The following is a 23569-nucleotide window of genomic DNA, read 5'->3' on the forward strand; positions in this document are numbered from 1 at the left end:
AAGGGAGAACGTGCCGCAAAAGGCGCGTCAGATAGGGGGGAAGGGCATGCCGGCATTCTTGACCGTCAGCCGGCTGATCGACTCGATCAGCCAATTCGTGGGCAGGCTCGCCGAATACATGGTGCTGTTCTGTTGCCTGATCAGTGCCGCCAACGCATTGATCCGCTACTCGTTCAACTACAGTTCAAACGGCTGGCTCGAAATCCAGTGGTATCTCTTCGCCTTCGTCGTCGTGCTGGGCGCGGCTCACACCTTGCGCATGAACGAGCACGTGCGCGTCGATCTCATCTACGGCGCGGTCTCCGATAGGGCAAAGCTCTGGATCGATACGATTGGCCTCGTCGCATTCCTGATCCCGGCCTGCATCTTCCTCACCTGGCTCTGCTGGCCCTTCTTCTGGGTGTCTTTCCAACAGCAGGAAGTATCGGCCAACGCCGGCGGCCTCATCCGCTGGCCGGTCAAGCTCATCCTTGTGCTGGGCTTCGGTCTCCTGACCCTGCAAGGCATTTCGGAGCTGATCAAACGGATCGCCGGTCTGACCGGCCACATCCGGATCGACACAAAATACGAAAAGCCGCTCCAGTAAGCCTTCCCGGGAGGAACACTTTTGTTTGATTTCGGCATTATTCCGCCGGCAATGTTCGTGGGCATGGTTGTCTTCATGCTCTACGGCTTTCCCGTCGCCTTCTCGCTCGCGGCCGTCGGCCTGTTCTTCGCCCTGATCGGCATCGCCACCGGCCATTTCAGCGAAGCCTTCCTGCAGGCCCTGCCGCTGCGCTTCTTCGGCATCGTTTCCAACGACCTGCTGCTCGCCATTCCCTTCTTCACTTTCATGGGTGCCATCCTTGAGCGCTGCGGACTGGCAGAGGACCTGCTCGAAGGAATGGGCAAGCTCTTCGGCCGCATTCCCGGCGGCCTGGCCTATGCGGTGATCCTCGTCGGCGCCGTGCTTGGCGCGATTACCGGCACTGTTGCCGCCTCGGTCATCACCATGGGCGTGATTTCGCTGCCGATCATGCTGCGTTACGGCTACAGTCCAAGGCTCGCCACCGGCGTGATCGCCGCCTCCGGCACGATTACGCAGGTCATTCCGCCCTCCCTGGTGCTCGTCGTCCTCGCCGACCAACTCGGCAAATCCGTCGGCGACATGTATCTCGGCGCCATCGGCCCCTCGATCCTGCAGGTGGCGATCTTCATGGGATACATCCTTGTCCTGTCGATCGTAAAACCCCGCTCGATGCCGCCACTGCCGAAAGACGTGCGCGGCGAATTCACCTGGGCGTTGATCCTCAAGGTGCTGGCTGGCATGGTACCGTCGATCGTGCTGATCTTCCTTGTGCTGGGCACCATCTTCATGGGGCTTGCCACGCCGACGGAAGCCGGAGCGCTGGGCGTCGTCGGCGCCATGGTGCTGGCCGCCATGCACCGCCGCCTCACCTGGCCGCTCGTTCAGGAAGCGATGCGCTCTACCACGCACATCACGTCCATGGTGGTGATGATCCTCATCGGCTCGACCTGCTTCAGCCTCGTCTTCCAGGGCATGGACGGTTCGCGCTGGATCGAGCACATGCTGTCGGGCATTCCCGGCGGTCCCGTCGGCTTCCTGATCTTCGTCAACATTTTCATCTTCGTGCTGGCCTTCTTTCTCGATTTCTTCGAGATCGCCTTCATCGTCATTCCGATGCTGGCCCCGGTCGCCTCCGCCCTTGGCATCGACCTCATCTGGTTCGGCGTGCTGATCTGCGTGAACATGCAGACGAGCTTCATGCATCCGCCCTTCGGCTTCGCCTTGTTTTACCTGCGCTCGATCGCCAGCCGCGACGTGAAGACCTCCGATATCTACATGGGCGCTCTGCCGTGGGTCGGCATGCAGCTGATCCTCGTCGCGATCGTGATCTTCTGGCCCCAGTCGGTAACCTATTGGCTAAACAAGGGTCCGCAGGTCGACCCGAACTCGATCAAGATCGAGGTACCGGGCTTCGGCGGCAACGGCCTGTCGCTGCCTCCCATGACCGCGCCGGGTGGCGCCTCCGGTATCCCGGGTCTCACCCTGCCCCCGATGAACGGCCTGCCGAACGAGGCCAAGCCCGCAACCCGGCCGACGGATCTCAGCCAGCCGCCCTTGATCAAGTGACAAGCAAAAAAAGAGCCGCGCGGCGTGACCGCGCGGCTCCCGTATCGCAGATTTGAAGGAACCCTTCTCGCCCTACAGCTTGCCGGCTCGCTGCTGAATCATCATGAAGGTGTCGAAGGTATATTCCGAGAGCTGCATCCAGAGATAGGCGTCACGCTTGAACGCGGTCTGATCCTCGTAGATCTTCTTGAAAGAGGGATTCGACGCCGAAATCTCGGCATAGATTCCGAGTGAGGCCTGGAAGCAGGCTTCCATGATCTCCTGGCTGAAGGGGCGCAGCGAGGCGCCTTCCGCGACCAGCTGCTTCAACGCCGGCGGGTTCTTCATGTCGTATTTTGCCAGCATATTGGTATTGGCAAAGGCACACGCGTCGTTGAGCGCCGCCTGATAGTGCTTCGGCAGGCTGTTCCACTTCTCCAGATTGAAGAAGGCGTGGACGGTCGGGCCACCCTCCCACCAGCCGGGATAGTAGTAATACTTGGCGACCTTGTGCAGGCCGAGCTTCAGATCGTCATAGGGACCGACGAATTCGGAGGCATCGATGGTGCCCTTTTCCAGAGCCGGATAGATGTCGCCGCCGGCGATCTGCTGCGGGATGACGCCGAGCTTGCTGATCACCTGGCCTGCAAGGCCCGCGATACGCATCTTGACGCCCTTCAGGTCGTCGAGCGTATTGATCTCCTTGCGGAACCAGCCGCCCATCTGGGCGCCGGTGTTGCCGGCCGGCAGACCATAGATCCCCTGTGTCGCGTAGAATTCGTTCATCAGCGTATTGCCGTTGCCCTGGTAGAACCAGGCGTTGGTCAGACGCCCGTTCAAACCGAAGGGAATGGCGGTGCCGATCGCGTAGGTCGGATCCTTGCCGACGAAATAATAGGAGCAGGTGTGAGCCGCCTCGACGGTGCCCGTGCTGACCGCATCCGCAGCCTGCAGGCCGGGAACGATTTCGCCGGCGGCAAAAGGCTGGATGGTGAAATTGCCGTCCGTCGACGCGGCAAGATGCTTGGAAATATCGTCCGCCGCGCCGTAGATCGTATCGAGGCTCTTCGGAAACGACGAGGTCATGCGCCACGAAATCTTCGGATTTTCCTGTGCGATGGCGGGAGCCGCCAGCGCGGTTGCAGCCACCGCACCGGCGCCGGCGGTTCCTGCCTTCTTCATAAATGAACGACGATCCATCAAAAACCTCCAATCAGATGGGAACTGCGGGCACACCCTGTCCCTACCCGCAGCGTGACAATGAACTAAGCATGCTGACGCAAATGCGTCTACCTATCAATGTTGAGAGATCAAGGCGCCAATTTGAAGACGGAGGCATATCCATCCAAATCAGAAGCTTAGCGACGCTTTCAGGGAAGGCGCCGCCGGCTGCCGCAATTGGCGCCGCCATTGCATCGAAACGTTGACTCCGGAGCCTTTCTGGTCTTTCACAGTAGCCGACACCATCTTTTCCCGGGGTGAAAATGACGAAACCGATCGTCGCCGTTCCTGCCGATATCCGCACCTTCGACGGTGCCAGCTGGCATGCCGTTCAGCATCAATATGTCCGTGCCGCGTTGAACGCCGCGGGCGTCATGGCTTTCATCGTCCCAGCCTTCGAAGAAGGCTACGAGACAGATGCGATCCTCGACCGGGTCGACGGCGTTCTCGTGTCCGGTTCGGCGAGCAACGTACATCCGTCCTTCTACGGCAGGCAGGCCACCGACGCCGACGGACCGTTCGACACCGCACGCGACGCGACGACACTGCCGCTGATCCGCCGGGCGATCGACCGCGCCATACCGCTGCTTGCCATATGCCGCGGCATCCAGGAGCTGAACGTCGCACTCGGCGGCACGCTGGCCAGCGAAATCCAGGAGCAGCCCGGCACCTGGGACCACCGCAAGCCGGCTGACGTCGACCGTGACGGCATGTACGCCATCCGCCAGAGCGTTTTCGTCAAGGAAGGCTCCTGCATCGCCCGCATTATCGGGGCCGGCGAGGTCCAGGTAAATTCGCTGCATCGCCAGGCCATCGCGAAAACAGCGCCGCGCCTGCAGATCGAAGCCGTGGCGGAAGATGGAACCATCGAAGCCGTCTCCGTGATCGGCGCCGAAGCCTTTGCCGTCGGCGTGCAGTGGCACCCCGAATACTGGGCCGAGACCGACAAGCCGTCGAACCAGATCTTCGCAGCATTCGGCGACGCTGTCCGGGACTATGCGGGCAAAATCCCGGCGGCGCGGCCCCCGAAGGTTGTGGCCTGAACCCGAGCGTTGATACCCGCACCTCGCACGAGGCTGGTCATTCCCGGCTTGGCCGGTTGACCTTGCCGTACCCGCCCGACTCGGCCCCGGGGTCCGCCATCACGGGGCGCTGAACCATGGAACAGCCATCCCCGCCAAAACGTTTTACTGGGTTCGATCGGGCGCTACCGGCATCCCGCCGGCACTCCCGAACGGGAGGTACTCATGAAAACGCTCCTACTCTCTTTAGGCTTGCTGGCAGCGACCGCCTTTTCGGCAGTTGCGGCAGAGCCGGCCATGATGGTCGATACCAAGATGGGCAAGGTCATGGCCGACGCAAAAGGCATGACCCTCTACACCTTCGACAAGGACACCATGGGCAAATCGAACTGTGACAAGGACTGCCTGAAGAAATGGCCTGCCTTCCATGCCGCAGCGAAAGCCAAGGCAGAGGGCGAATGGTCGATGGTCAAGGCCGCCGACGGCAAGGAAATGTGGGCCTATGACGGCAAGCCGCTCTACACGTTCGCCGGAGACAAGAAAGCCGGCGAAACAAACGGTGACGGCATGGGCGGCGTTTGGCATGTCGCCAAGTAGCCGATCCGCATGACCGGCGAGCGCACGAGGGATTGCTTCCGCTCGCGCGCCTCGTCGGTAGACAGTCAGCCCTTCACGGGCGCTTCCGGAACCGGCGTGAGGGCCTTGCCGTTCCCGAACCACTCGATCAGATTGTCCACGACCAGATCCGCCATCGCATTGCGCGTCGGCACCGAGCCGGATGCCATATGCGGCAGGAGAACGGCGTTCGGCAAGGCGAGAAGTGCCTCGGGTACGTTCGGTTCGTCGTAGAAGACATCGAGGCCAGCCGCACCCAGTGCGCCTGAAGACAATGCTGCTGCAAGCGCGTCCTCGTCAACAATCCAGCCGCGGCCGACGTTGATCAGAACGCCGCCGGGCCCGAGCGCCGCCAGGATCTCCGCATTCACCGTCTTGTGCGTCTGCGGGGTCTTCGGAACAATGGCGATCATCGTATCGACGGCCTCAGCCAGGGCCTTCAACGTCGGATAGTAGTCGTACGACGCATCGGCGTGGCGCGAACGGGTGTGATAGCTGATCTTCACCTTGAACGGCTCGAGGCGGTTGGCGATTTCCCGGCCGATACGGCCAAGGCCATAGAGCCCGACATGTCTGCCCTTCAGCGAAAACCGCGACAGCGGATAGTTTTGCCCCGGCTTCCAGTTTCCGTCTCGCAGCCAGCTTTCGGCGCGGGGAAATTCGCGGATCGTGTTCAAAAGCAGGCCGATTGCCGTATCCGCGACGTCGTCGTTCAAGACCTCCGGCGTATTCGTCACCACGACGCCCTTCGAGCCCGCATGCTTGGCATCGACCCCGTCATAGCCGACACCGAAACTGGAAATCAGCTCGACGTTCGGAAGGCTGTCGATCGCCTGAGCCCCGAACGTGCCGGAGACCGCCACGCCGCGAATGCGCCCGGCAGTCTCGGAGTCGAGCGCCGACGCATCGGCCTCGATGATATCGAAGCATTCCTTCAGGCGCGCGAGAACGCGTTCGTGTATCTTCCCGGGGACGAGAACCGCGATGCGAGACATGGCATTTCCTCTTTGATTATGTCCGCGCCCGATAAGGGCTTGTCGATTGACGGATACGCATCTCGGGTTTGATGAGATGGATGCCGTCAGGTTCGTGACTGCCGGCCAGGCGGTCAAGAAGGGCGCGGGCGGCAAGCCGCCCGACTTCCGCCTGACCGTTCCACACGGTAGTCAAAGCCGGCATGGAGATTGATGCCTCCTCGAGGTCGTCGTAGCCGGTGACGGAAATGTCGCTGCCCGGGACGAGGCCCGCACGCGCAATCCCGTTCATCAGCCCGATGGCGACGAGATCGTTCCAGCAGACTGCCGCGGTCGGCTTCTGCGGCAGGGACAGGAAATGCACCGCCGCCTCGAATCCGCCCTGCATCGAGCGGGGGCCGGGAATGCGGAGGCCGGGATCGACTTCGATCTCTGCCTTGCGAAGCGCATTGACGTAACCCTGGTAGCGATCGCGGCCGGTCGAGGTCTGGTCCGTGCCGCCGATCATGGCAATCGAGCGATGCCCGAGACCGATCAGGTGGTTGGTGGCAAGCGAGATGCCGTAGCTGTCGTCGCCGCGATAAGTCGGCAGGGCAGAGCCTTCCATCGAACGGGCAACCAGGATTGCCGGCATGCCGTTGTCCTCGGCAAGCTGCATATCCTCCGGCGGCGTACCGATGGCCGGCGACATGATCACGCCGTCGCCCCCGAGCTGCAGCAGCGTCTCGATGAAGGTGCGCTGCTTTTCGACCGAGTCGTAGTGATTGGACAGAATAAAGGTATGACGGCTGCGGTCGAGCTCGCTCTCGATGGCCTTCAGGATCTCGCCGTAGAACGGGTTCATGATGTCGTGCACGACGACGCCGATGATGCCGGAGCGCGAGGTGCGCAGGCTGGCGGCGCGCCTGTTGTAGATATAGCCGAGTGCCCGCGCCTGCTCTTTGATTTTGTCTCGGGTCGTCCCTGCGACCAGCGGACTGTCGCGTAAGGCAAGAGATACGGTAGCAGTGGAAATGCCGAGCGTTTCGGCGATCGTCGACAGCTTGATCTTCTGAGCCACGTGTCCTCCCCAGGCAACGCGCGGGTTTATCCTGGCGCCCGGGCCGTATGACACGCCGAGCGCCTCTTAAAATGTTTAATTAAAAGATTAAATCCGCAGAGGCAATTCTAAATTTCACAAATCTGTCAGTTTTCATCGGGCTCATCGAGGGGAACGGCTTCTGCCTGGAGATTGGCATCGATCGCCTTGAGAAGGCGCACGAGGTTGCGGATTTCCTTCTCGGTGAATGCCTGCGTGGCGAGCGCATCGCATGCTGCAGACCCCATTTCGATGGCCTTGACGCTGCCGCGGCCGAGCTCGGTCAGGTATACCTTGGTAAGGCGCGCATCGTCGGCATCCGCTTTGCGCTCCAGAAAACCCTGGGCTTCCATGCGCCCGATGGTGCGTGTCATCGTCGGCGCCTTGACGCCGAGCTTCTGCGCCAATCCGCCGGCCGTCATGCCGTCGGCCTCGGCAAGGGACAGGATCACGCCGTCCTGGCCGGCATACAGCCCGCTGTCGAGCAGATTGCGGGACAGAACGGTGCGCATGGAGCGCGCGGCCTGAGTCAGAGCCGGCGAAAGATCGGCCACCGTATACTCGGTCTGGTCCTTCTTCTTGGACTTCTGCTTCTTGCCGTCCTTGTGCTTCTTGCCCATCGCCATCCCTTTGATCTTTAAGCCTTGAAAGCGCTGCGCTATGACATTGCGCATGATCTCGTCATAAACAAGGGGCTTAGCCGGATGATCGCGCCTTCACTTGACTTCGAGGACAACGATCCGAACCTCTCGCCCGATGACCGCAGGCGCTGGATCGCCGTCCTTCCGCTCGGCGCGCACGAACAGCACGGGCCGCACCTGCCCTTCGACACGGACACGCTGATCGCCAAAGGCATCGTTGCCCGGCTCAGGGTTGCCGTCCCCGCCGAACTGCCCGTGACGTTTCTGCCGGCCGAAGCCGTTGGTTACTCGGTCGAGCATATGGACGTGACCGGCACGCAGACCCTGGGCTACAACGAGGCGATCGCTCGCTGGCTGGGGATCGCCGGGCGGCTGTCCGAACAGGGTATCCGCAAATTCGTAATGCTCAATGCCCACGGCGGCAATTCGCCGCTGATGACGATCGTGGCGACTGAGGCGCGCGTCCGCTTCGACATGTTGGCTGTCGCCACCAGCTGGACCCGCTTCGGCATCCCCCCCGATATCATTTCGCCGGAGGAGAAGGCAATCGACATCCACGGCGGCGACATCGAAACGTCGGTCATGCTGGCGCTCTATCCGAGCAACGTCGACATGACGAAGGCTGCGAATTTCCCCTCCCGGCAGACCGAACTTGCAGCCCGTTTCAAGCATCTGCGCGCCTACGGCCCGCATGCTTTCGGCTGGAAGATGTCGGACCTCAACACGCAGGGCGTTGCCGGAAATGCCGCCGCAGCCACGGCGGCAAAGGGCGAGGCACTGATCGCGCATGCGGTGAACGGCCTGGTGGAGTTGCTAAAGGACGTGGATACGTTTGATGCAGGAACGCTCACCTAGTGGGTCGCCTTAGTCTGTCGCTTGGATTATCCTCGATGAAATATTCAGGAGCGGTCCCGTCTCGCCGGTAATGTGATCTTATAACATACAAAACCCTTTGAACTGCTGCGCTCAACTCCTTATATGAGACCGACGAAATTACAGAGCCCTTGGCCTCCTGGCTTTGGGCGAGCTCCCATCTTCGAGGTTCTCATGACCGACGCAATCTCCACGCAGCCAAAGCCAATTCCCGTTACCGTTCTCACCGGCTATCTCGGCGCCGGGAAGACGACATTGCTCAACCGCATCCTGTCGGAGAACCACGGCAAGAAATATGCGGTCATCGTCAACGAGTTCGGCGAGATCGGCATCGACAACGACCTCATCGTCGAGTCGGACGAAGAGATCTACGAGATGAACAACGGCTGTGTCTGTTGCACGGTGCGCGGCGACCTGATCCGCGTTGTCGAAGGCCTGATGCGTCGCCCCGGCCGCTTCGACGGTATCATCGTCGAGACGACAGGCCTTGCCGATCCGGTGCCCGTGGCCCAGACCTTCTTCATGGATGACGACGTGCGCGCCAAGACCGAGCTCGACGCCGTCGTTGCCCTCGTCGACGCCAAGCATCTGCCGCTGCGCCTCAAGGACAGCCGCGAGGCAGAAGACCAGATCGCATTTGCCGACGTCGTACTCATCAACAAGACCGATCTCGTATCGCCGGAGGAACTGGCGCAGATCGAGGATATCGTCCGCGCCATCAATCCTTCGGCCCGCGTCTACAAGACCAGTCGCTCCGGCGTCGATCTCACCCGCGTTCTCGACCAGGGCGCATTCAATCTGGAGCGTGCACTGGAAAACGACCCGCATTTCCTCGATCATGACCATGACGATCATGTCTGCGGCCCGGATTGCGATCACGACCATGGCCACGACCACCATCATCACGACCATGATCATGACCATGATCATCACGGACACGACCATCATCACCACGGCGCCGTATCGCCGATCCATGACGTGACGGTACAGTCGGTGTCGCTGCGCGGCGGTGAGATGAACCCGGAACGTTTCTTCCCCTGGATCCAGAAGATCACCCAGACGCAGGGGCCGAACATCCTGCGCCTCAAGGGCATCATCGCCTTCAAGGAGGACGCCGAGCGCTATGTCGTTCAGGGCGTGCACATGATCGTCGAAGGCGATCACCAGCGCGCGTGGAAGGATGGCGAGAAGCGCGAGACCCGTCTCGTCTTTATCGGCCGCGAACTTGACCGCGAAAAGCTCGAAGCCTCCTTCAAGGCGTGTGAGGCCTCCGCCTGATGCCCACAGTTGCCCCGTTCGATCTCGACGGCCATATCCTGGCCGTCGAATTTTTAGGTGATGTCCCCTTCTTCGCAAACGCCAGCGGCAGCTTTCACCGGCTGGACGGCGGCGAAAGGGTCTCGGAAGCCCACCAGGGTATGATCGCCTGTATCCGGGATCCCTATAGCGAAAGCCTGATTTCAGGCGGCGAGGACGGCAAGGTGCTGCGCATATCGGCGGACGCCGGTGTCACCGAACTTGCCAGCGCACCGCGCAAATGGATTTCGCAGGTCGCAGCCGGCCCGCAGGGCGCCGTCGCCTTTTCCTACGGCAAAAGCTCGTTCGTCCGTCTGTCCGACGGCACGACCAAGGAATTTCCCGAAGAACGCACCGTGGAAGGCCTCGCCTTCGCACCCAAGGGGCTGCGGATCGCCGCCGCGCGCTACAACGGCGTCTCCATGCATTGGGTCGGCACCGCGGCAAAGCCCGTCGATCTCGAATGGAAAGGCGCCCACACCGGCGTCACCTTCTCGCCGGACGGCAATTTTCTGGTCACGACCATGCAGGAAAATGCCCTGCACGGCTGGAAGCTGGACGCCAAGCCGGGCGCTGAAGCCCGCCACATGCGCATGACCGGTTATCCCGCCAAGGTGAAGTCGCTGTCCTGGTCCGCCAAAGGCAAGTGGCTCGCTTCGTCGGGCGCCCCGGCTGCCATCGTCTGGCCGTTCCAGGGCAAGGACGGCCCGATGGGCAAGGCACCGCTCGAACTGGGGACGCGTGCGAACATCATGGCGACCTCGGTAAAATTCCATCCGGCCGAAGATATCCTCGCGATCGGCTTCATCGACGGCATGATCCTGGCGGTTCGGCTCGCGGACAACAAGGAAGCCCTGCTTCGCCGCCCCGGTAAGGGCGCGATCACCTCGATGAGCTGGAACAAGGACGGAAAGCTGCTGGCCTTTGCCTCGGAAGCGGGCGATTGCGGCGTCGTCGATATCGCAGCATAGGATAAAGACATGCCGCAATTCGGAAACGCCATCACCGAAACCATTCCTGCCGTTGCCGAAGAACCGTCGGCGTGGGCGGCGATTCGCACGGAAGCGGCTGCATTGGCAGTGCGCGAGCCCGTCCTGAGGCATCTCCTGCAATCGCAAGTCATCGACGCTGACAGTAATGCCGCCATCGTCGCGCGCGTGCTCGCCTCTCGGCTTTCCGTGGCCGAGGTCGAAACGGCAGCCCTGATCGATCTGCTGGCCGGCACCCTGACGCCGGATATCCTGGCCAGCGTTGAAGCCGATCTGATGGCCGTGCGGCAGCGCGATCCCGCTTGCACCACCTACCTGCATGCCCTGCTGAATTTGAAGGGCTTTCATGCCCTGCAGATCCACCGCATCGCCCATGCGCTCTGGAATGCCGGGCGCGTCGAAATGGCAAGCTGGCTCGCCAACCTTGCCTCGCTGGCATTCGGCCCGGATATCCACCCCGCGGCGCGCATCGGCTCAGGCATCATGCTCGATCATGGTTCCGGCATCGTCATCGGCGAAACGGCCGTCATCGAGGACGAGGTCTCCATCCTGCAGAACGTCACGCTCGGCGGCACCGGCAAGGAAAGCGGCGACCGGCATCCCAAGATCCGCCGCGGCGTCATGATCGGCGCCGGCGCCAAGATCCTCGGCAACATCGAGATCGGCGCCTATAGCAAGGTCGCCGCCGGCAGCGTCGTGGTGAAACCCGTTCCGGCCCACTGCACCGTTGCGGGTGTGCCGGCGGAAGTCGTGCGCATCCACCGCGCCGACGAAATCCCGGCGGAGACGATGGACCAGAACATTTAAGCCCTAGGCAGCGTGTTCCTGCTCCAGGAACGCTTCGACCCGGTCCCTGCCCTGGCGTTTTGAGGAGTATAGCGCCTCATCCGCTTGCTTCAGGAGCCGTTTGAAATCGACAGCCGCCTCCTTGCTGGTCGCAACCCCGATGCTGAGTGTGGGAGACATGGCCAGCCCGGGCGCTTGCGAAGCGGCAGCCGAGAAGGTCAGCCTTATGCGTTCGGCTACGGCCACCGCTCCGTCACCGGAGATATTGTTCAGCACCGCCAGGAACTCGTCCCCGCCCTGGCGCGACAGAAGATCGCCAGGGCGTAGCGCAGCCTGTGCCACCTGGGCGAAGAGCCGAAGTATGTCGTCACCGACGACGTGGCCATGCCGGTCGTTCAATTGCTTGAAATGATCGATGTCGATGACCAGCAGGGCGAGCGATAGCGACCGTGGAAAGGTCAGGCGCTGCATCAGGCCACTGCGGTTCAGCACGCCGGTCAGCGGATCGTGATGTGCCATCTCGACGAGTCTGTTTCTGCTGCGCTCAGCTGCCATGAGAACGATGACCATGCTGCGTAGCGCGATGAAGACCACCGCCGTTGCCCCCATCCAGCCGTGCGCCGGGCTGTTTCCGAAAGAATCCGGCCCGGCAATGTCCCCGGTTGCCGCCAGAGCCGCACGAACGAGAAAAATTGCTGCCGTCAGCGCATAAAGGAAGGCAAGCAGACCGGCCGAGAAGAGTTTTTCGCGCCTGAAGATGCCGACCCCTTCCCGCAAAATTGCAAGATCGCAGAGGCAGCAAACGATGGAAACATAGAAAATCCGCGCGGACACCGCCGTGGGATCGATCGTGAAGATCAGGACGGGCAGGCTGATACCGCAAACGGCGAGCCCGCACAAACGCTTGTCGACGGGCCGGTCGGCAAAGATGCGAACGGCGAAGACCATCAGGAGGTAGCCGGCAATCGTCGTGACGTTGCCGGCATCGAAGGACACGAACGACGGAACCGCGCCGCGCAGGGAGACGAAGAAGGATCCGATGCCGACAAGCAGATTGCTCGCTCCCCACCACGCGGGCCAGCGTCCGAAACGCCCGGTGTGATAGGCCGCGAGGTGAACGCTGCCCAGCACGAAGCATGTCATTGCAGAAACGACGTAGATCGTCCGCAGATCCAGTATCATCGAAATCCCCGAGAAGATGTGGTCCTCTTATACGCGGGGACGTTTGCAATTTTATTGGGGGCACGTTTAAGATTTTAACGGTCGATCGGCGGCCGTCCCGCGATCCCTGCCGCCGGTCTTTCGTTCAGGCAAGGCGGCTGCTGTTGCTATTGGTGAACACAGGCCCGCTTCATCTGGCTTTTTTTCGGTGCCTTGGTGAACTTGGCAATCATGCCTGCCGGACAACGCTTGTCGTCGTAGTACACAGACTCGCCCGGCGCCAGCGTTGCCAACGTGGGCTGAGCAGTGACAACCTGCGTCGCGCCGGCGGCCGCTGCCGGAGTGATGGGGAACGCGGAAAGCAACAATACGCCCGAAGAGAGAATGATGATCGCACGCGTCATTGGAACACCTCTCAATTATGGATTGCTGCTTTACGATCCTACAGCATGGGGACATGCGCAAGCTGGCCGAATTGATACGGCGGTTGGACTTCTGCGAACGACAGCCCGCGTCCATCGCCAGCACGAAACGCCGCGCCGGAGAGGTCTCCGCGACGGTCTGCAAAGGCGGGAAAGGGCAGGCGGCATGCTGGTAGAAATATGGTGTCAGGCTGTTCCGCCTGCCCGATCACATCAGATTTTCCGGCTTCTCCAGTCCGGCAGGAGGGGCTCCCGGCTTGGTCGTGCCGGTGAATCATCGGCCCCTGACAGCATCCGATTCACCTGTTGCGACCGTCATCGCGCGCCGAAATATGAACGGTAGGCGTACCGGTTCGTGAACCCGGCTCCCTGCTCGATGACCAGCCGACTATAGGCGGTCTCACACAGGAGGAGGAAAATTACTGCCTAAAAATTTTGCTACATGCTTGATTTTATTGCAATATAAGCGGAACAAACCATGAAATTCATCCCCGCCAGGCCGTGGCTGAGGTGTTGCTAAAATATCGTTAATTTTTGCTCTCACAGTTTTTTGTTCATCTGGCGTTCAGAAAACTCTTGGGAAAGCCGTTTTTTGAGCCCACATTGAACTCCTGAGAATAGGAGTGCATTGATGATTCTAAAAGCCACAGGGGCAGTGACGATCTTCGCAGTCTATGCTTTCACGATGTTTTTCATTGCTGCCATACCTGAAAATGTCGTTCAGACCGCCGGTACCCAATTGGTTGACGCGAGCGTCGTCAAGTAGCCGGGGTATCCCAAGAGGTACGCGGCCTGCAAACATCCACGGGATTTGCCTGCCGGCTCTTCCGGCACCGCTGAGATCTGATTTCCCACAATGGGAAACTATGAGACGCCCCTCCCCGCCGGGGAGAGGCTTGGCCGCTCAGGCGGCTCTGCGGATCAGCGCGGTGGTCAGCATCCGCCCCGACGCTACGATCATGCCGGCTGCTCCATCAAGCCAACCCTCGACAAGCTCGAGCGCCAGAAAGCGGGACCGTTCGAACGGACCCGGCATGACAAGGTGCTGGGCCTTCTCCCCGAAGAAGCCGAAACGCTCGTAGTACGGCGCATCGCCGACAAGCAGGATGGCGCCATGGCCGCGGTTCTTCGATTCCAGGATTGCCGCCCGCATCAGCGCCGAACCGACACCCTTGCCTTCATAGGTCTCATCGACGGCCAGTGGCCCGAGCAGCAGCGCGTTGATCGGCGTGCCCTCGGCATTGACGCCGGCTTCGATGTTCCAGAGGCGCACCGTGCCGATGACATGGCCGTCGTGGTCGCGCGCCACGATCGCAAGGCCCTCCGCCGGAATACGGCCGCGGCGGATCTTTTCAGACGACTTCCTGCGGCGGTTCGGACCCATGGCGCGATCGAGCAGATTCTCTCGCGCCACGACATCGCCGGGATTTTCGGCGTCGATGGTGAAGACAGAGGGCGCAAAGAATGCGCGGACAGAATCAAGAACAGCGGCCATCGTGGCCTCCCGTACCCAAAACCGTTATCAGCGGCGGTGAATGGAAATTGTGAAGGTGCCGCCCCGCCTGTGTTGCGGGGCCGGCGCTATTAGATGACGTAGGCCTTCAGCGGCTCGAAGCCGTTGAACGCGACCGCCGAATAGGTGGTCGTGTAGGCGCCGGTGCCTTCGATCAGGATCTCGTCGCCGATCGAAAGGGAGATCGGCAGCGGGTAGAGATTCTTTTCGTACAGCACGTCAGCCGAATCGCAGGTCGGGCCGGCAATGATGCAGGGCTCCATGTCGTCGCCGTCACGCTCGGTGCGGATCGGGTAGCGAATGGCTTCGTCCATCGTTTCAGCGAGACCGCCGAACTTGCCGATGTCGAGGAACACCCAGCGGGCAGCATCGTTGTCGGACTTCTTCGAGATCAGCACGACTTCCGTCTTGATGACGCCGGCGTTTCCGACCATGCCGCGGCCCGGCTCGATGATCGTCTTCGGAATCTGGTTGCCGAAGTGATCGCGAAGGCTCTGGTAGATCGCACGACCGTAAGCTTCCGCCGACGGAACGTCGCGCAGGTACTTGGTCGGGAAGCCGCCGCCCATGTTGACCATCTGCAGGTGGATTCCCTGCTTGGCCAGCTGGACGAAGACGCGCTTGGCATCGGCGAGAGCCGAATCCCAGGCATCGACCTTGGTCATCTGTGAACCGACATGGAAGGACACGCCGTAGGACTCCAGACCGAGCTGATGAGCGTAGACGAGAACGTCGACAGCCATCTGCGGCACGCAGCCGAACTTGCGCGACAGCGGCCATTCGGCGCCTTCGCCATCTGTGAGAACGCGGCAGAACACGCGGGCGCCGGGAGCGGCACGCGAGATCTTCTCGACTTCCTCGTGGCTGTCGACCGCAAACAGGCTGACGCCGAGCGCATGCGCGCGGGCGACGTCGCGTTCCTTCTTGATCGTGTTGCCGAAGGAGATACGGGCAGCGGTCGCACCGGCATTGAGCGCCATTTCGATTTCAGCGACGGACGCGCAATCGAAGCTGGAACCCATGTTGGCGAGCAGCTTCAGGACTTCCGGAGCCGGGTTTGCCTTGACGGCATAATAGATGGCACTGTCCGGCATCGCATGACGGAAGGCGGAGAAGTTGTCACGCACGACGTCGAGGTCGACCACGAGGCAGGGACCATCGGGACGTCGGGTTGCGAGAAAGTCGCGGATGCGCTGAGTGGTCATATCAATCCCTCTTCCAATTCCAGAGCTCCGGAAAACACCGGAGGACAAAGGGCAACCAGTCACCTGCGCAGGAACCAGCCGGTGGAGACCCCGGAACCTTTGCAAGCGCTTGGATGCGCGAATGATGAATCAACGCCGCGAAAGCGACATGGATCCGGCTTTGTCTGCCATGGATTGGAGGGAGTTCCCTACCGCACTTCCGGCAATGAAGGTGTGCCTCTTCAGTAACCCCCGCTGATGGAAAGCAGGGAGAGAACAAAAAGGCCCGCACCGTCGTTGCTTCAGGCGTCCTCGCATTTTCCGGTTGGCCGGAATAGCGACTGGAGGGGTTAATTCCAGGTACCTTACCGATTTCCTCACCAATTCGAGGGTTCGGCGGACACCCATGGGCACGTGCGACTTTGGGCTGATGTCGAGATAAGAATATTCGACGTCATAATCAAGAAATTTTTTGCCTCACCCTCAAAAAAATAAATTGAACAGCGGGACGTAATTTGTTCAATATTCTTTAACGACGGAGGACAGCCATGGATACCCTGACCCGCATTCGCGCCTTCATCGATGTCGTTGAAGCGGAAGGCTTTTCGGCCGCTGCCCGGCGCACCGGCCGCTCCAAGGCGTTGCTGTCCAAATACGTGCGCGAGTTGGAGGACGAACTGGGCGCTCTGCTGCTCAACCGCACCACCCGCCAGTTTTCCATGACCGAAGCCGGCCACACATATTTCCGCACCGCCTCCGACATCCTGAAGGAGATAGACAACCTCGCCGATCTGGTGCGCGAGAACAATGCCCAGCTGAAGGGCCGGTTGAAGATCTCCGTGCCGCGCACCTTCGTCGATGCCGAGGTCGGCCAGTCGCTGATCGATTTCGCCAGGGAGAACCCGGATCTGTCGCTGGAGATCGCCGCCGACGACCGGTTCGTCGACCTGATCGAGGAGGGTTTCGACGTCGCGGTGCGGGTCACCAAGCTCGAGGACTCCGGCATGATCGCCCGCAAGATCTCGGATTTTCGCATCCATCTCTGCGCGACGCCGGAGTTCCTGGAGCGTTATCCGGATCTCCAGCATCCCTCGGATATTTCCAACGTGCCCTTCGTCATCGATACCAACTCACGCACCCAGGGGAGCATCCGCTTCCACAATCCGGACAATACCTCCTTTGCGGTTGCCGTCTCGGGTCCGCTGGAGGTCAACAGCCCACACGCGACGTTGCGCGCGGCGCTTGCCGGGATCGGCATCGCCTTCATCCCGGACTTCATCGCCCGCAAGCCGATCGAGAGGGGCGAACTGGTAACGCTGTTCAACGACTACATGCCGACCGATCGCGGCATCTATGCCGTCTACCCGCACCGGCGCTACCTGCCTGCCAAGGTGCGCATCTTCGTCGACTATCTTCACAACTGGTTCAAGAAGCATCCCTGACCGGTCTGTTGCGGGGAGCCGGTCCCAATTCCGTCCCAATTTCTGGCAAGGAATCAAATTGAACAACGGGATCGCGCGGTAACCGGACGCATGAGAAAATCGATACTCCTGATGGCGTCACTGCTGTCGCTGCTGCCCGCCGCCGCCTTCGCGCATCCGCATGTCTTTGTCGAGGCCCGGCTGGAAGTCGTTGCCGGCGACGACGGCACCATTTCGGAGCTGCGAAACGTCTGGCGCTTCGACGAGGTCTTTTCCTCCTCCGTCGTCATGGACTTCGACAAGAACACCGACCTGAAGCTGGATCCGAACGAACTTGCCGAAGTGGGGAAGACGGTCCGGGATTCGCTGGTCGATTACGACTACTACATGAACCTCACGATCGACGGGAAGAACGTCAAGGTTCAGAAGCCCGATCTCATCCATGTCGACTACAAGCAGGGACAGCTTCTGATGTTTTTTGCCGTCAAGCCGGCGGAACCGATGCCGCTCAAGGGACGCCTGACCTTCGGCGTCTACGATCCCACCCTCTACACATCGATCGACTTCCCGACCGACGATGAGCTCGTCCTGGTCGGCGACGCCCTGAAGAGCTGCAAGCACCAGGTCGTCCGACCGGACGCCGACCAGGTGATTGCCGACAACAAGCAGTCGCTGACAGATGCCTTCTTCAACGACCCGACCGGCACCAACATGTCCAAACTGTTCGCCACGAGGCTGGACGTCACATGCTGAAACACCGGCTTCAGGCGATCCTGTGGGGTGCCGCCCTGATGCTGGTGGCGGGCGTTGCCGCCGCGCATGCGCAATCGCCGCTCGGCATCGGAAGCTCGGAGCCGAGCATTCAGCCGACCGGCGGCCCGCTCGCTCCGCTTCTGCTCTACGTCAATGCCGAGCAGCAGTCCTTCTACCGCGCTTTGACCGGCGCGCTGAAAGCCATGCGCGAGGACCCCCGGCAGCTGGCGGCGCTCATCGGGCTTTCCTTCGCCTATGGTATCTTCCACGCTGCCGGTCCCGGCCACGGCAAGGCGGTGATTTCCTCCTACATGATCGCCAACGAGATCGAATTGAAGCGCGGCGTCGCGATCTCCTTCGTGTCCGCCTTTGTTCAGGGGATCGTTGCGATCCTGCTCGTCGGCGTCGCCTGGGTGGCGCTACGCGGCACCGGCATAACGCTGACAGCGGCAACGCAGGCGATGGAGATCGCCAGCTTCGTGATGGTCATTCTCTTCGGTATCTGGCTGCTCGTCCGCAAACTCCGCCCGATGATCACAGGCATGGCGCGCCGCGATGTGGTGGCGACATCGGCCGGTCCCGTCAGCATGATGCTCGACTGGCAGGACGCCGACGCCCGCACGGACGGCGACGCCTATGCCTTCGGCGAAACGCAGGCGCTGCAGGCGGGGCACCGGTTCATTTCGGGCATGGCTTGCGAGACCTGCGGCCAGTCGCATATGCCCAACCCGGCCATGCTCGGTGCGGAGACGTTCAGCATTCGCGAGGCCTGGTCGGCCATCGTCGCCGTCGGCCTTCGCCCCTGCTCGGGCGCACTTCTGGTGCTCACCTTCTCCATGCTGAACGGACTCTATCTCGGCGGCATCCTGTCGGTCTTCGCCATGTCGCTCGGAACGGCCGTCACGGTTGCCATCCTCGCGACCCTCGCCGTCACCGCCAAGGGTACCGCCATGCGCCTCGCCGGCCGCGGCTCCCGTGCCTCGGTCTGGATCGGCAACGCGATCGAGATCCTCGGCGCCGTCCTGGTGATCGCAATGGGTGCCCTGCTGCTCGGCGCCTCCCTGCAGGGGTAACGGAGACCCGATCGGACAGCCGCCACGAGTCTCTTCTCCCCAACGGGGACAAGGTGCCGGCAGGCGGCTGAGGGGCGCCGCAGACGTCGAACGTCGAAACCTACCGCCCCTTGCTGCGCTGATACCGCGCCCGCAGCCAGAAGACGGCGAAAAAGGCCATCACCAGACAGATGCCGACTGCAGTTGCGAGCCATGGGGAATAGTTGCCGATCCAGAGAACGATCGTCGGCATGAAGTAAATGACGAGGCCGGCGCAGACGAGAATGACGGCCGCGGCAATGGCCTGCGAACGACTTTCGGATTTCGGATCTGCCATGCACTGCACTCCTCTCGATGAAGAGAAGGCCTTAGGCCAGCCGCCTGCGAAAGGCAACCGGCCCTGTCACAATGCTCAAAGGCTGATCTTGGCCGAGGACACGGTAGCGTCGATGTGGTCGACCAGCGCGTCGGGAAGACCGAGACGCCCGGCAAGCAGGTCGAGATAACCGCGCTCGGACCGCGAATCCGGATCGATCGTCAGCCGGGAAGCAGTGTAGAGCTCGACACGCTGCTCTTCAGTGACCGCTGCGGCAATCAACGCATCGAGATCGGTCGGCTGCGATAGTTCGCGCTCGATGAAAGCCGCCGCTTCGCCGCTGATGTCGGCCGCCTTGATCTTGTCGAAGATCAGCGCCCGTTCAGCGTCGTCGATATGGCCATCGGCCTTGGCGGCGCCGATCATTGCCCGGATCAGCACCAGGACGAATTCGTTGCTCTGGGCAGGGGATGCGGCGCCGAACCCGGAATCGGAAGGCGGCGGCAGAACCGCGGCCGTCTTGGTCAGGGCATCCGCGGGCGTGGCTGGTGCCTGAGTTGGCGCCTGGCCGCTCTGGTAGTTCTTGTAGGCCTGGTAGCCGAGGCCGGCGATCGCAGCCAGCCCGCCGATGGCCAGTGCATTGCCGGCGATGTTGCGGCCCGTCTTCGTGCCGAGGATGGCGGTCGCGAGCGCGCTGGCCTTCCACGGATTGTCCTTTGCCATCTGGATCGCGTCGCCGGCCCTGGCTCGGACGCTGCCTCCCACACCCGGCACCTGCAAACCCAGAAACTGCTCAAGAAGTTTCTTAGCGTCGAACATTCCTCATCGTCTCCCTGTCTGTAAAAGCAAAAGAAAGATAGGAAGCGAACGCGCAAATACAACTACGGGCGGCAAGCCGCCCGTATGCGTAACTGGCAGACGGTGAGCTTCAGGCCGCGAGCGCAGCGGCCTCGGCAGCAAGCTTGGTGATGCCGGCCCAGTCGCCGGCGGCGATCAATTCCTTGGGAGCGACCCACGAGCCGCCGACGCAGATCACGTTCGGCAGCGACAGGTAGTCGCGCGCGTTCTTCAGCGAGATGCTGCCGGTCGGGCAGAAGAGCGTGCCGGCGAGCGGTGAGGAAAGCGCCTTGAGATAGGCGGCGCCGCCTGCCTGCTCGGCCGGAAAGAACTTCAGGACCTGATAGCCCTCTTCGCGCAGCGCCATGACTTCGCTCGCAGTCGCGGCACCCGGCAGAAGCGGCACGGACGAACCGCGCGCAGCGTCAAGCAATTCCTGTGTCGTGCCCGGGCTGACGATGAACTTGGAACCTGCAGCAACGGCAGCTTCCCAATGGGCGACGTTGAGAATGGTGCCGGCACCGACCTCAGCGCCTTCGACTTCGTTCGCCACGGCGCGAACGGCATCGAGGGCGGCTGGCGTACGCATGGTGATCTCGATTGCCCGCAGGCCGCCGGCCACCAGCGCGCGCGAGAGCAGCACGGCCGACTTGACGTCGTCTACCACGAGAACCGGAACGACAGGCTGAAGTTTCAGGATTGAAAGGAGCTTTTCTGTCTTCTCGCCCATGACCGTTGTTTCCTTTTAAACGATTGAAATCCGGGGTTCGGAATAGCGCCAAGGGTAGACTTTGTCGAGACCGAAGCCATGTTTGGAATAGAATGGGTATCAACGCCGAGAGAATTGCGCTAGCGTGTTGCGGTCGTCACAGAAGGTACACCAGACATGGCGAAAGAGATCGAGCGGAAATTCCTGGTACGCAACGATAGCTGGCGCGCCGGAGCCGAAGGCAAAGCCCTCCTGCGGCAGGGTTACATCGCGTCGATGGATGATCGCTCGGTCCGCGTGCGCGTGCTCGACGAAACGAAAGCACGGCTGACCATCAAAATCGGCCGTACGAGCATCACCCGCGAAGAGTTCGAATACGACATCCCGGTTGCCGATGCCGAGCAGCTTCTCGACGATGCGATCGGCGTGGTGATCGAAAAGACGCGGTATCGCGTCCCGCACAAAGGCTTTGTTTGGGAAGTCGATGTGTTCGCTGGTCGGCATGGCGGTCTGGTGATCGCCGAGGTCGAAATGCGGTCCGAAAGCGACAAGCCGGACCTGCCGGCATGGCTGGGCCGCGAGGTAACCGGCGATTTTCGCTATTCGAACCAGGCGCTTGCAACGGAATTCGAGCGCGACCGGCATGCCATTCAGCATACGGCCTGACCGCGCCTTCACGGTTCAGTTTCGCAAGGCCGCGCGGCGCCAGCTACGCCACGCGACGAAAATTCTCGATGAACGGCCGGAAGGCCTGGACGAAGCGATCCACGAGGCCCGCAAGCGGCTGAAACGCGTTCGCTCGCTCTACCGCCTCGTTTCCAGGGAAACGCCGAAATTCCATGCGCGGGAAAATGCACGCTTGCGCGATATTGCAGCATCGCTCTCGACGCTGCGTGACGCCTCGGCACTCGTGGAAACGGCGACCTATCTGCAAGACCGCGCGCGAGATGCCGAAGAGGCTGAGGCAATTGGCCGCATCGTCGCGGTGCTGGCCGCGCGGCGCGATCAGATTGCCGCCGCCGACACCGATATCGAAGCGATGGTGCCTGACACGATCGTGGCGTTGAAGGCGGCAATCAACGCTGTCGGCGAGATCGATTTCGCCGGCGGCCACCGAAAGCATGGACGGGTGCTTGCGAGGGGCTGGAGCGACACGATCCGCAAGGCGCGCAAAGCGTTGGCGGCGTGCGAGGAAAAAGTGTCGGCGGAAGCATTTCACACGCTGCGCAAGCGGACCCAGGACTACAGGGCCTATCACAAACTGCTGAGCCCGCTCTGGCCGGCCGCCATGGCTGCGAAATACGACGTCGCCAGCCGCCTTATCGACCTGCTCGGCCGGGTCAACGATCTCGAACTGCTCTGCGACCTCGTTGAAACCGAGCATCACCATTTCGACAATGCCGATGATCTCGCTCATCTGCTCTACGCCATCATCTTCCACCAACAACAGGACCGCCAGGCCGCACTCGACGCCGCAGAGGAAATTTTCGGCGACGACGGGTGGGACGAAGCAAGCCGCATCGAATTGCTCTGGATCGCCTTCGGCGACTGAGTGCCGTTCGAAACGCGGGACGATTGCGCTTGCGCGCCGAAAGCTGTATTTCCAGCCGCATGACAGACACTCTGACCCAACCGACGTCTGTGGCGAGCCCATTCCTCGTCGCGGCCCTTTATCATTTCGTCTCCGTGCCGCGGTTCGAGAGCCTGCGTGAGCCGTTGCAGGCGCTATGCGAGACCAACGGTGTCAAGGGCACACTCCTGCTCGCCCACGAAGGCATCAACGGCACCATCGGCGGCCCCGACGACGGCATCAGGACGGTGCTTGCCTATCTGCGGGCGCAGCCCGAATTTGCCGGCCTGGAGCACAAGGAAAGCCGCGCATCGAAGATGCCGTTCCTGCGCATGAAGGTGAAGCTCAAGAAAGAGATCGTCACCATCGGCATCGAGAACATCGATCCCAACAAGGTTGTCGGCACCTATGTCGCTCCGCAGGACTGGAATACGCTGATCTCCGATCCCGACACGATCGTCATCGATACCCGGAACGACTACGAAACGGCGATCGGCACCTTCCGTGGCGCCCTCGACCCGAAGACGAAGACCTTCCGCGAATTTCCCGAATGGGTGCGCCAGAATACCGGCCTGCACAACAAGCCGAAGATCGCGATGTACTGCACCGGCGGCATCCGTTGCGAAAAGGCGACCGCCTTCATGAAGGACCAGGGTTTCGACGAGGTCTACCACCTCAAGGGCGGCATCCTGAAGTACCTAGAGGAAGTGCCGCGGGAAGAAAGCCTCTGGGATGGTGCCTGCTTCGTCTTCGACGAGCGGGTATCGGTCGAACATGGGCTGAAGGAAGGCGAGCACAAGCTCTGCCACGCCTGCCGCAACCCGATCACCTCTGAAGAAATCACCTCTCCCCATTACGAGGAAGGCGTTTCCTGCAGCCATTGCTACGGTACGCGCAGCGAAGAGGACCGGTTGCGCTATCGCCAGCGCCAGCATCAGATTGCGCTCGCCCGGCGGCGCGGGCAGAAGCATATCGGAACTTAGAGCGCCTGACCTTACGGTAGAGCGGCGTTCGGATATCAGG

At 61.5% G+C, this 23569-nt stretch carries 26 protein-coding genes; 15 read left to right on the forward strand and 11 right to left on the reverse strand.

Annotation, left to right across the window (positions count from 1 at the left end; all coding sequences use genetic code 11):
- Positions 1-46: 46 nt before the first annotated feature.
- Positions 47-586: a TRAP transporter small permease subunit gene (locus tag ASC97_RS27085; protein ID WP_057471424.1), complete on the forward strand. Its 540-nt coding sequence runs from the start codon at positions 47-49 to the stop codon at positions 584-586.
- Between the two features lie 21 nt (positions 587-607).
- The gene (locus ASC97_RS27090) at positions 608-2134 is read left to right on the forward strand and encodes a TRAP transporter large permease (RefSeq protein ID WP_057471425.1); all 1527 of its coding nucleotides are present in this window, start codon (positions 608-610) and stop codon (positions 2132-2134) included.
- Positions 2135-2206: 72 nt separating this feature from the next.
- Here the strand turns inward: ASC97_RS27090 and ASC97_RS27095 are convergent, their stop codons facing one another.
- Positions 2207-3313, reverse strand: a complete 1107-nt coding sequence (locus tag ASC97_RS27095) for a TRAP transporter substrate-binding protein (RefSeq protein ID WP_057471426.1) — start codon at positions 3311-3313, stop codon at positions 2207-2209.
- 284 nt (positions 3314-3597) lie between these two features.
- Between ASC97_RS27095 and ASC97_RS27100 the strand changes: the two genes are divergently transcribed.
- Positions 3598-4377 carry a gamma-glutamyl-gamma-aminobutyrate hydrolase family protein gene (locus tag ASC97_RS27100; RefSeq protein ID WP_057471427.1) on the forward strand — a complete coding sequence of 260 codons (780 nt, stop codon included), beginning with the start codon at positions 3598-3600 and terminating at the stop codon, positions 4375-4377.
- 204 nt (positions 4378-4581) lie between these two features.
- A complete protein-coding gene (locus ASC97_RS27105) occupies positions 4582-4953 on the forward strand; it encodes a COG4315 family predicted lipoprotein (protein WP_057471428.1) in 372 nt (123 codons plus the stop codon).
- Positions 4954-5018: 65 nt separating this feature from the next.
- On the opposite strand, the gene ASC97_RS27110 is transcribed toward ASC97_RS27105, so the two are convergent.
- The 3 genes from ASC97_RS27110 to ASC97_RS27120 form a co-directional block, all read right to left on the reverse strand.
- Entirely contained in the window at positions 5019-5966 is a 948-nt protein-coding gene (locus ASC97_RS27110; RefSeq protein ID WP_057471429.1) for a 2-hydroxyacid dehydrogenase, read from the reverse strand.
- 16 nt (positions 5967-5982) lie between these two features.
- Positions 5983-7005, reverse strand: coding sequence for a LacI family DNA-binding transcriptional regulator (locus tag ASC97_RS27115; RefSeq protein ID WP_057471430.1), 1023 nt, complete (start codon positions 7003-7005; stop codon positions 5983-5985).
- 125 nt (positions 7006-7130) lie between these two features.
- Positions 7131-7697, reverse strand: coding sequence for a MarR family winged helix-turn-helix transcriptional regulator (locus ASC97_RS27120; RefSeq protein ID WP_057471431.1), 567 nt, complete (start codon positions 7695-7697; stop codon positions 7131-7133).
- Between the two features lie 30 nt (positions 7698-7727).
- Between ASC97_RS27120 and ASC97_RS27125 the strand changes: the two genes are divergently transcribed.
- The 4 genes from ASC97_RS27125 (at position 7728) to cysE (ending at position 11629) form a co-directional block, all read left to right on the forward strand.
- Positions 7728-8519: a creatininase family protein gene (locus ASC97_RS27125; RefSeq protein ID WP_057471556.1), complete on the forward strand. Its 792-nt coding sequence runs from the start codon at positions 7728-7730 to the stop codon at positions 8517-8519.
- A 192-nt stretch (positions 8520-8711) separates the two neighbouring features.
- Positions 8712-9815, forward strand: a complete 1104-nt coding sequence (locus tag ASC97_RS27130; protein WP_057471432.1) for a CobW family GTP-binding protein — start codon at positions 8712-8714, stop codon at positions 9813-9815.
- Positions 9815-10804 (forward strand): WD40 repeat domain-containing protein, encoded by a 990-nt coding sequence (locus tag ASC97_RS27135; protein WP_057471433.1) that lies wholly within the window; start codon positions 9815-9817, stop codon positions 10802-10804. Before ASC97_RS27130 ends, ASC97_RS27135 begins: the two co-directional genes overlap by 1 nt.
- A gap of 9 nt (positions 10805-10813) precedes the next feature.
- Positions 10814-11629, forward strand: a complete 816-nt coding sequence (cysE, locus tag ASC97_RS27140) for a serine O-acetyltransferase (RefSeq protein ID WP_082530185.1) — start codon at positions 10814-10816, stop codon at positions 11627-11629.
- A gap of 3 nt (positions 11630-11632) precedes the next feature.
- Here the strand turns inward: cysE and ASC97_RS27145 are convergent, their stop codons facing one another.
- Positions 11633-12790 carry a GGDEF domain-containing protein gene (locus ASC97_RS27145; RefSeq protein ID WP_057471434.1) on the reverse strand — a complete coding sequence of 386 codons (1158 nt, stop codon included), beginning with the start codon at positions 12788-12790 and terminating at the stop codon, positions 11633-11635.
- A 146-nt stretch (positions 12791-12936) separates the two neighbouring features.
- Positions 12937-13173, reverse strand: a complete 237-nt coding sequence (locus ASC97_RS27150; RefSeq protein WP_057471435.1) for a DUF6719 family protein — start codon at positions 13171-13173, stop codon at positions 12937-12939.
- 649 nt (positions 13174-13822) lie between these two features.
- On the opposite strand from ASC97_RS27150, the gene ASC97_RS35985 reads away from it, so the two are divergent.
- The gene (locus tag ASC97_RS35985; RefSeq protein ID WP_274534180.1) at positions 13823-13957 is read left to right on the forward strand and encodes a hypothetical protein; all 135 of its coding nucleotides are present in this window, start codon (positions 13823-13825) and stop codon (positions 13955-13957) included.
- 138 nt (positions 13958-14095) lie between these two features.
- Here ASC97_RS35985 and ASC97_RS27160 read toward each other — a convergent pair whose 3' ends face one another.
- Both ASC97_RS27160 and odc2 read right to left on the reverse strand, forming a co-directional pair.
- Positions 14096-14686, reverse strand: a complete 591-nt coding sequence (locus ASC97_RS27160) for a GNAT family N-acetyltransferase (RefSeq protein ID WP_057471437.1) — start codon at positions 14684-14686, stop codon at positions 14096-14098.
- 89 nt (positions 14687-14775) lie between these two features.
- Positions 14776-15909, reverse strand: coding sequence for an ornithine/lysine decarboxylase (gene odc2, locus ASC97_RS27165; protein ID WP_057471438.1), 1134 nt, complete (start codon positions 15907-15909; stop codon positions 14776-14778).
- A 527-nt stretch (positions 15910-16436) separates the two neighbouring features.
- Here odc2 and ASC97_RS27170 point away from each other — a divergent pair.
- From ASC97_RS27170 to ASC97_RS27180, 3 genes are all read left to right on the forward strand, one after another.
- Positions 16437-17330 (forward strand): LysR family transcriptional regulator, encoded by an 894-nt coding sequence (locus ASC97_RS27170; protein ID WP_057471439.1) that lies wholly within the window; start codon positions 16437-16439, stop codon positions 17328-17330.
- A gap of 90 nt (positions 17331-17420) precedes the next feature.
- Positions 17421-18062, forward strand: a complete 642-nt coding sequence (locus ASC97_RS27175; RefSeq protein WP_057471440.1) for a DUF1007 family protein — start codon at positions 17421-17423, stop codon at positions 18060-18062.
- Positions 18056-19135, forward strand: coding sequence for a nickel/cobalt transporter (locus ASC97_RS27180; RefSeq protein WP_057471441.1), 1080 nt, complete (start codon positions 18056-18058; stop codon positions 19133-19135). Before ASC97_RS27175 ends, ASC97_RS27180 begins: the two co-directional genes overlap by 7 nt.
- 100 nt (positions 19136-19235) lie before the next feature.
- Here the strand turns inward: ASC97_RS27180 and ASC97_RS27185 are convergent, their stop codons facing one another.
- The 3 genes from ASC97_RS27185 to ASC97_RS27195 form a co-directional block, all read right to left on the reverse strand.
- The gene (locus ASC97_RS27185) at positions 19236-19451 is read right to left on the reverse strand and encodes a hypothetical protein (RefSeq protein WP_057471442.1); all 216 of its coding nucleotides are present in this window, start codon (positions 19449-19451) and stop codon (positions 19236-19238) included.
- A 75-nt stretch (positions 19452-19526) separates the two neighbouring features.
- Positions 19527-20249: a tellurite resistance TerB family protein gene (locus tag ASC97_RS27190; protein WP_057471443.1), complete on the reverse strand. Its 723-nt coding sequence runs from the start codon at positions 20247-20249 to the stop codon at positions 19527-19529.
- Between the two features lie 109 nt (positions 20250-20358).
- Positions 20359-20997 carry a 2-dehydro-3-deoxy-phosphogluconate aldolase gene (locus ASC97_RS27195; protein WP_057471444.1) on the reverse strand — a complete coding sequence of 213 codons (639 nt, stop codon included), beginning with the start codon at positions 20995-20997 and terminating at the stop codon, positions 20359-20361.
- 156 nt (positions 20998-21153) lie between these two features.
- On the opposite strand from ASC97_RS27195, the gene ASC97_RS27200 reads away from it, so the two are divergent.
- Genes ASC97_RS27200 through trhO form a run of 3 tightly spaced genes read left to right on the forward strand, consistent with a single transcriptional unit; the run spans position 21154 to position 23529 of the window.
- Positions 21154-21642 carry a CYTH domain-containing protein gene (locus ASC97_RS27200; RefSeq protein WP_057471445.1) on the forward strand — a complete coding sequence of 163 codons (489 nt, stop codon included), beginning with the start codon at positions 21154-21156 and terminating at the stop codon, positions 21640-21642.
- Entirely contained in the window at positions 21620-22528 is a 909-nt protein-coding gene (locus ASC97_RS27205; protein ID WP_057471446.1) for a CHAD domain-containing protein, read from the forward strand. Before ASC97_RS27200 ends, ASC97_RS27205 begins: the two co-directional genes overlap by 23 nt.
- 59 nt (positions 22529-22587) lie before the next feature.
- Positions 22588-23529 (forward strand): oxygen-dependent tRNA uridine(34) hydroxylase TrhO, encoded by a 942-nt coding sequence (gene trhO / locus ASC97_RS27210; protein ID WP_057471447.1) that lies wholly within the window; start codon positions 22588-22590, stop codon positions 23527-23529.
- Positions 23530-23569 lie beyond the last annotated feature (40 nt).

The organism is Rhizobium sp. Root1203, assembly GCF_001424945.1.
Taxonomy (GTDB): Bacteria; Pseudomonadota; Alphaproteobacteria; order Rhizobiales; family Rhizobiaceae; genus Rhizobium.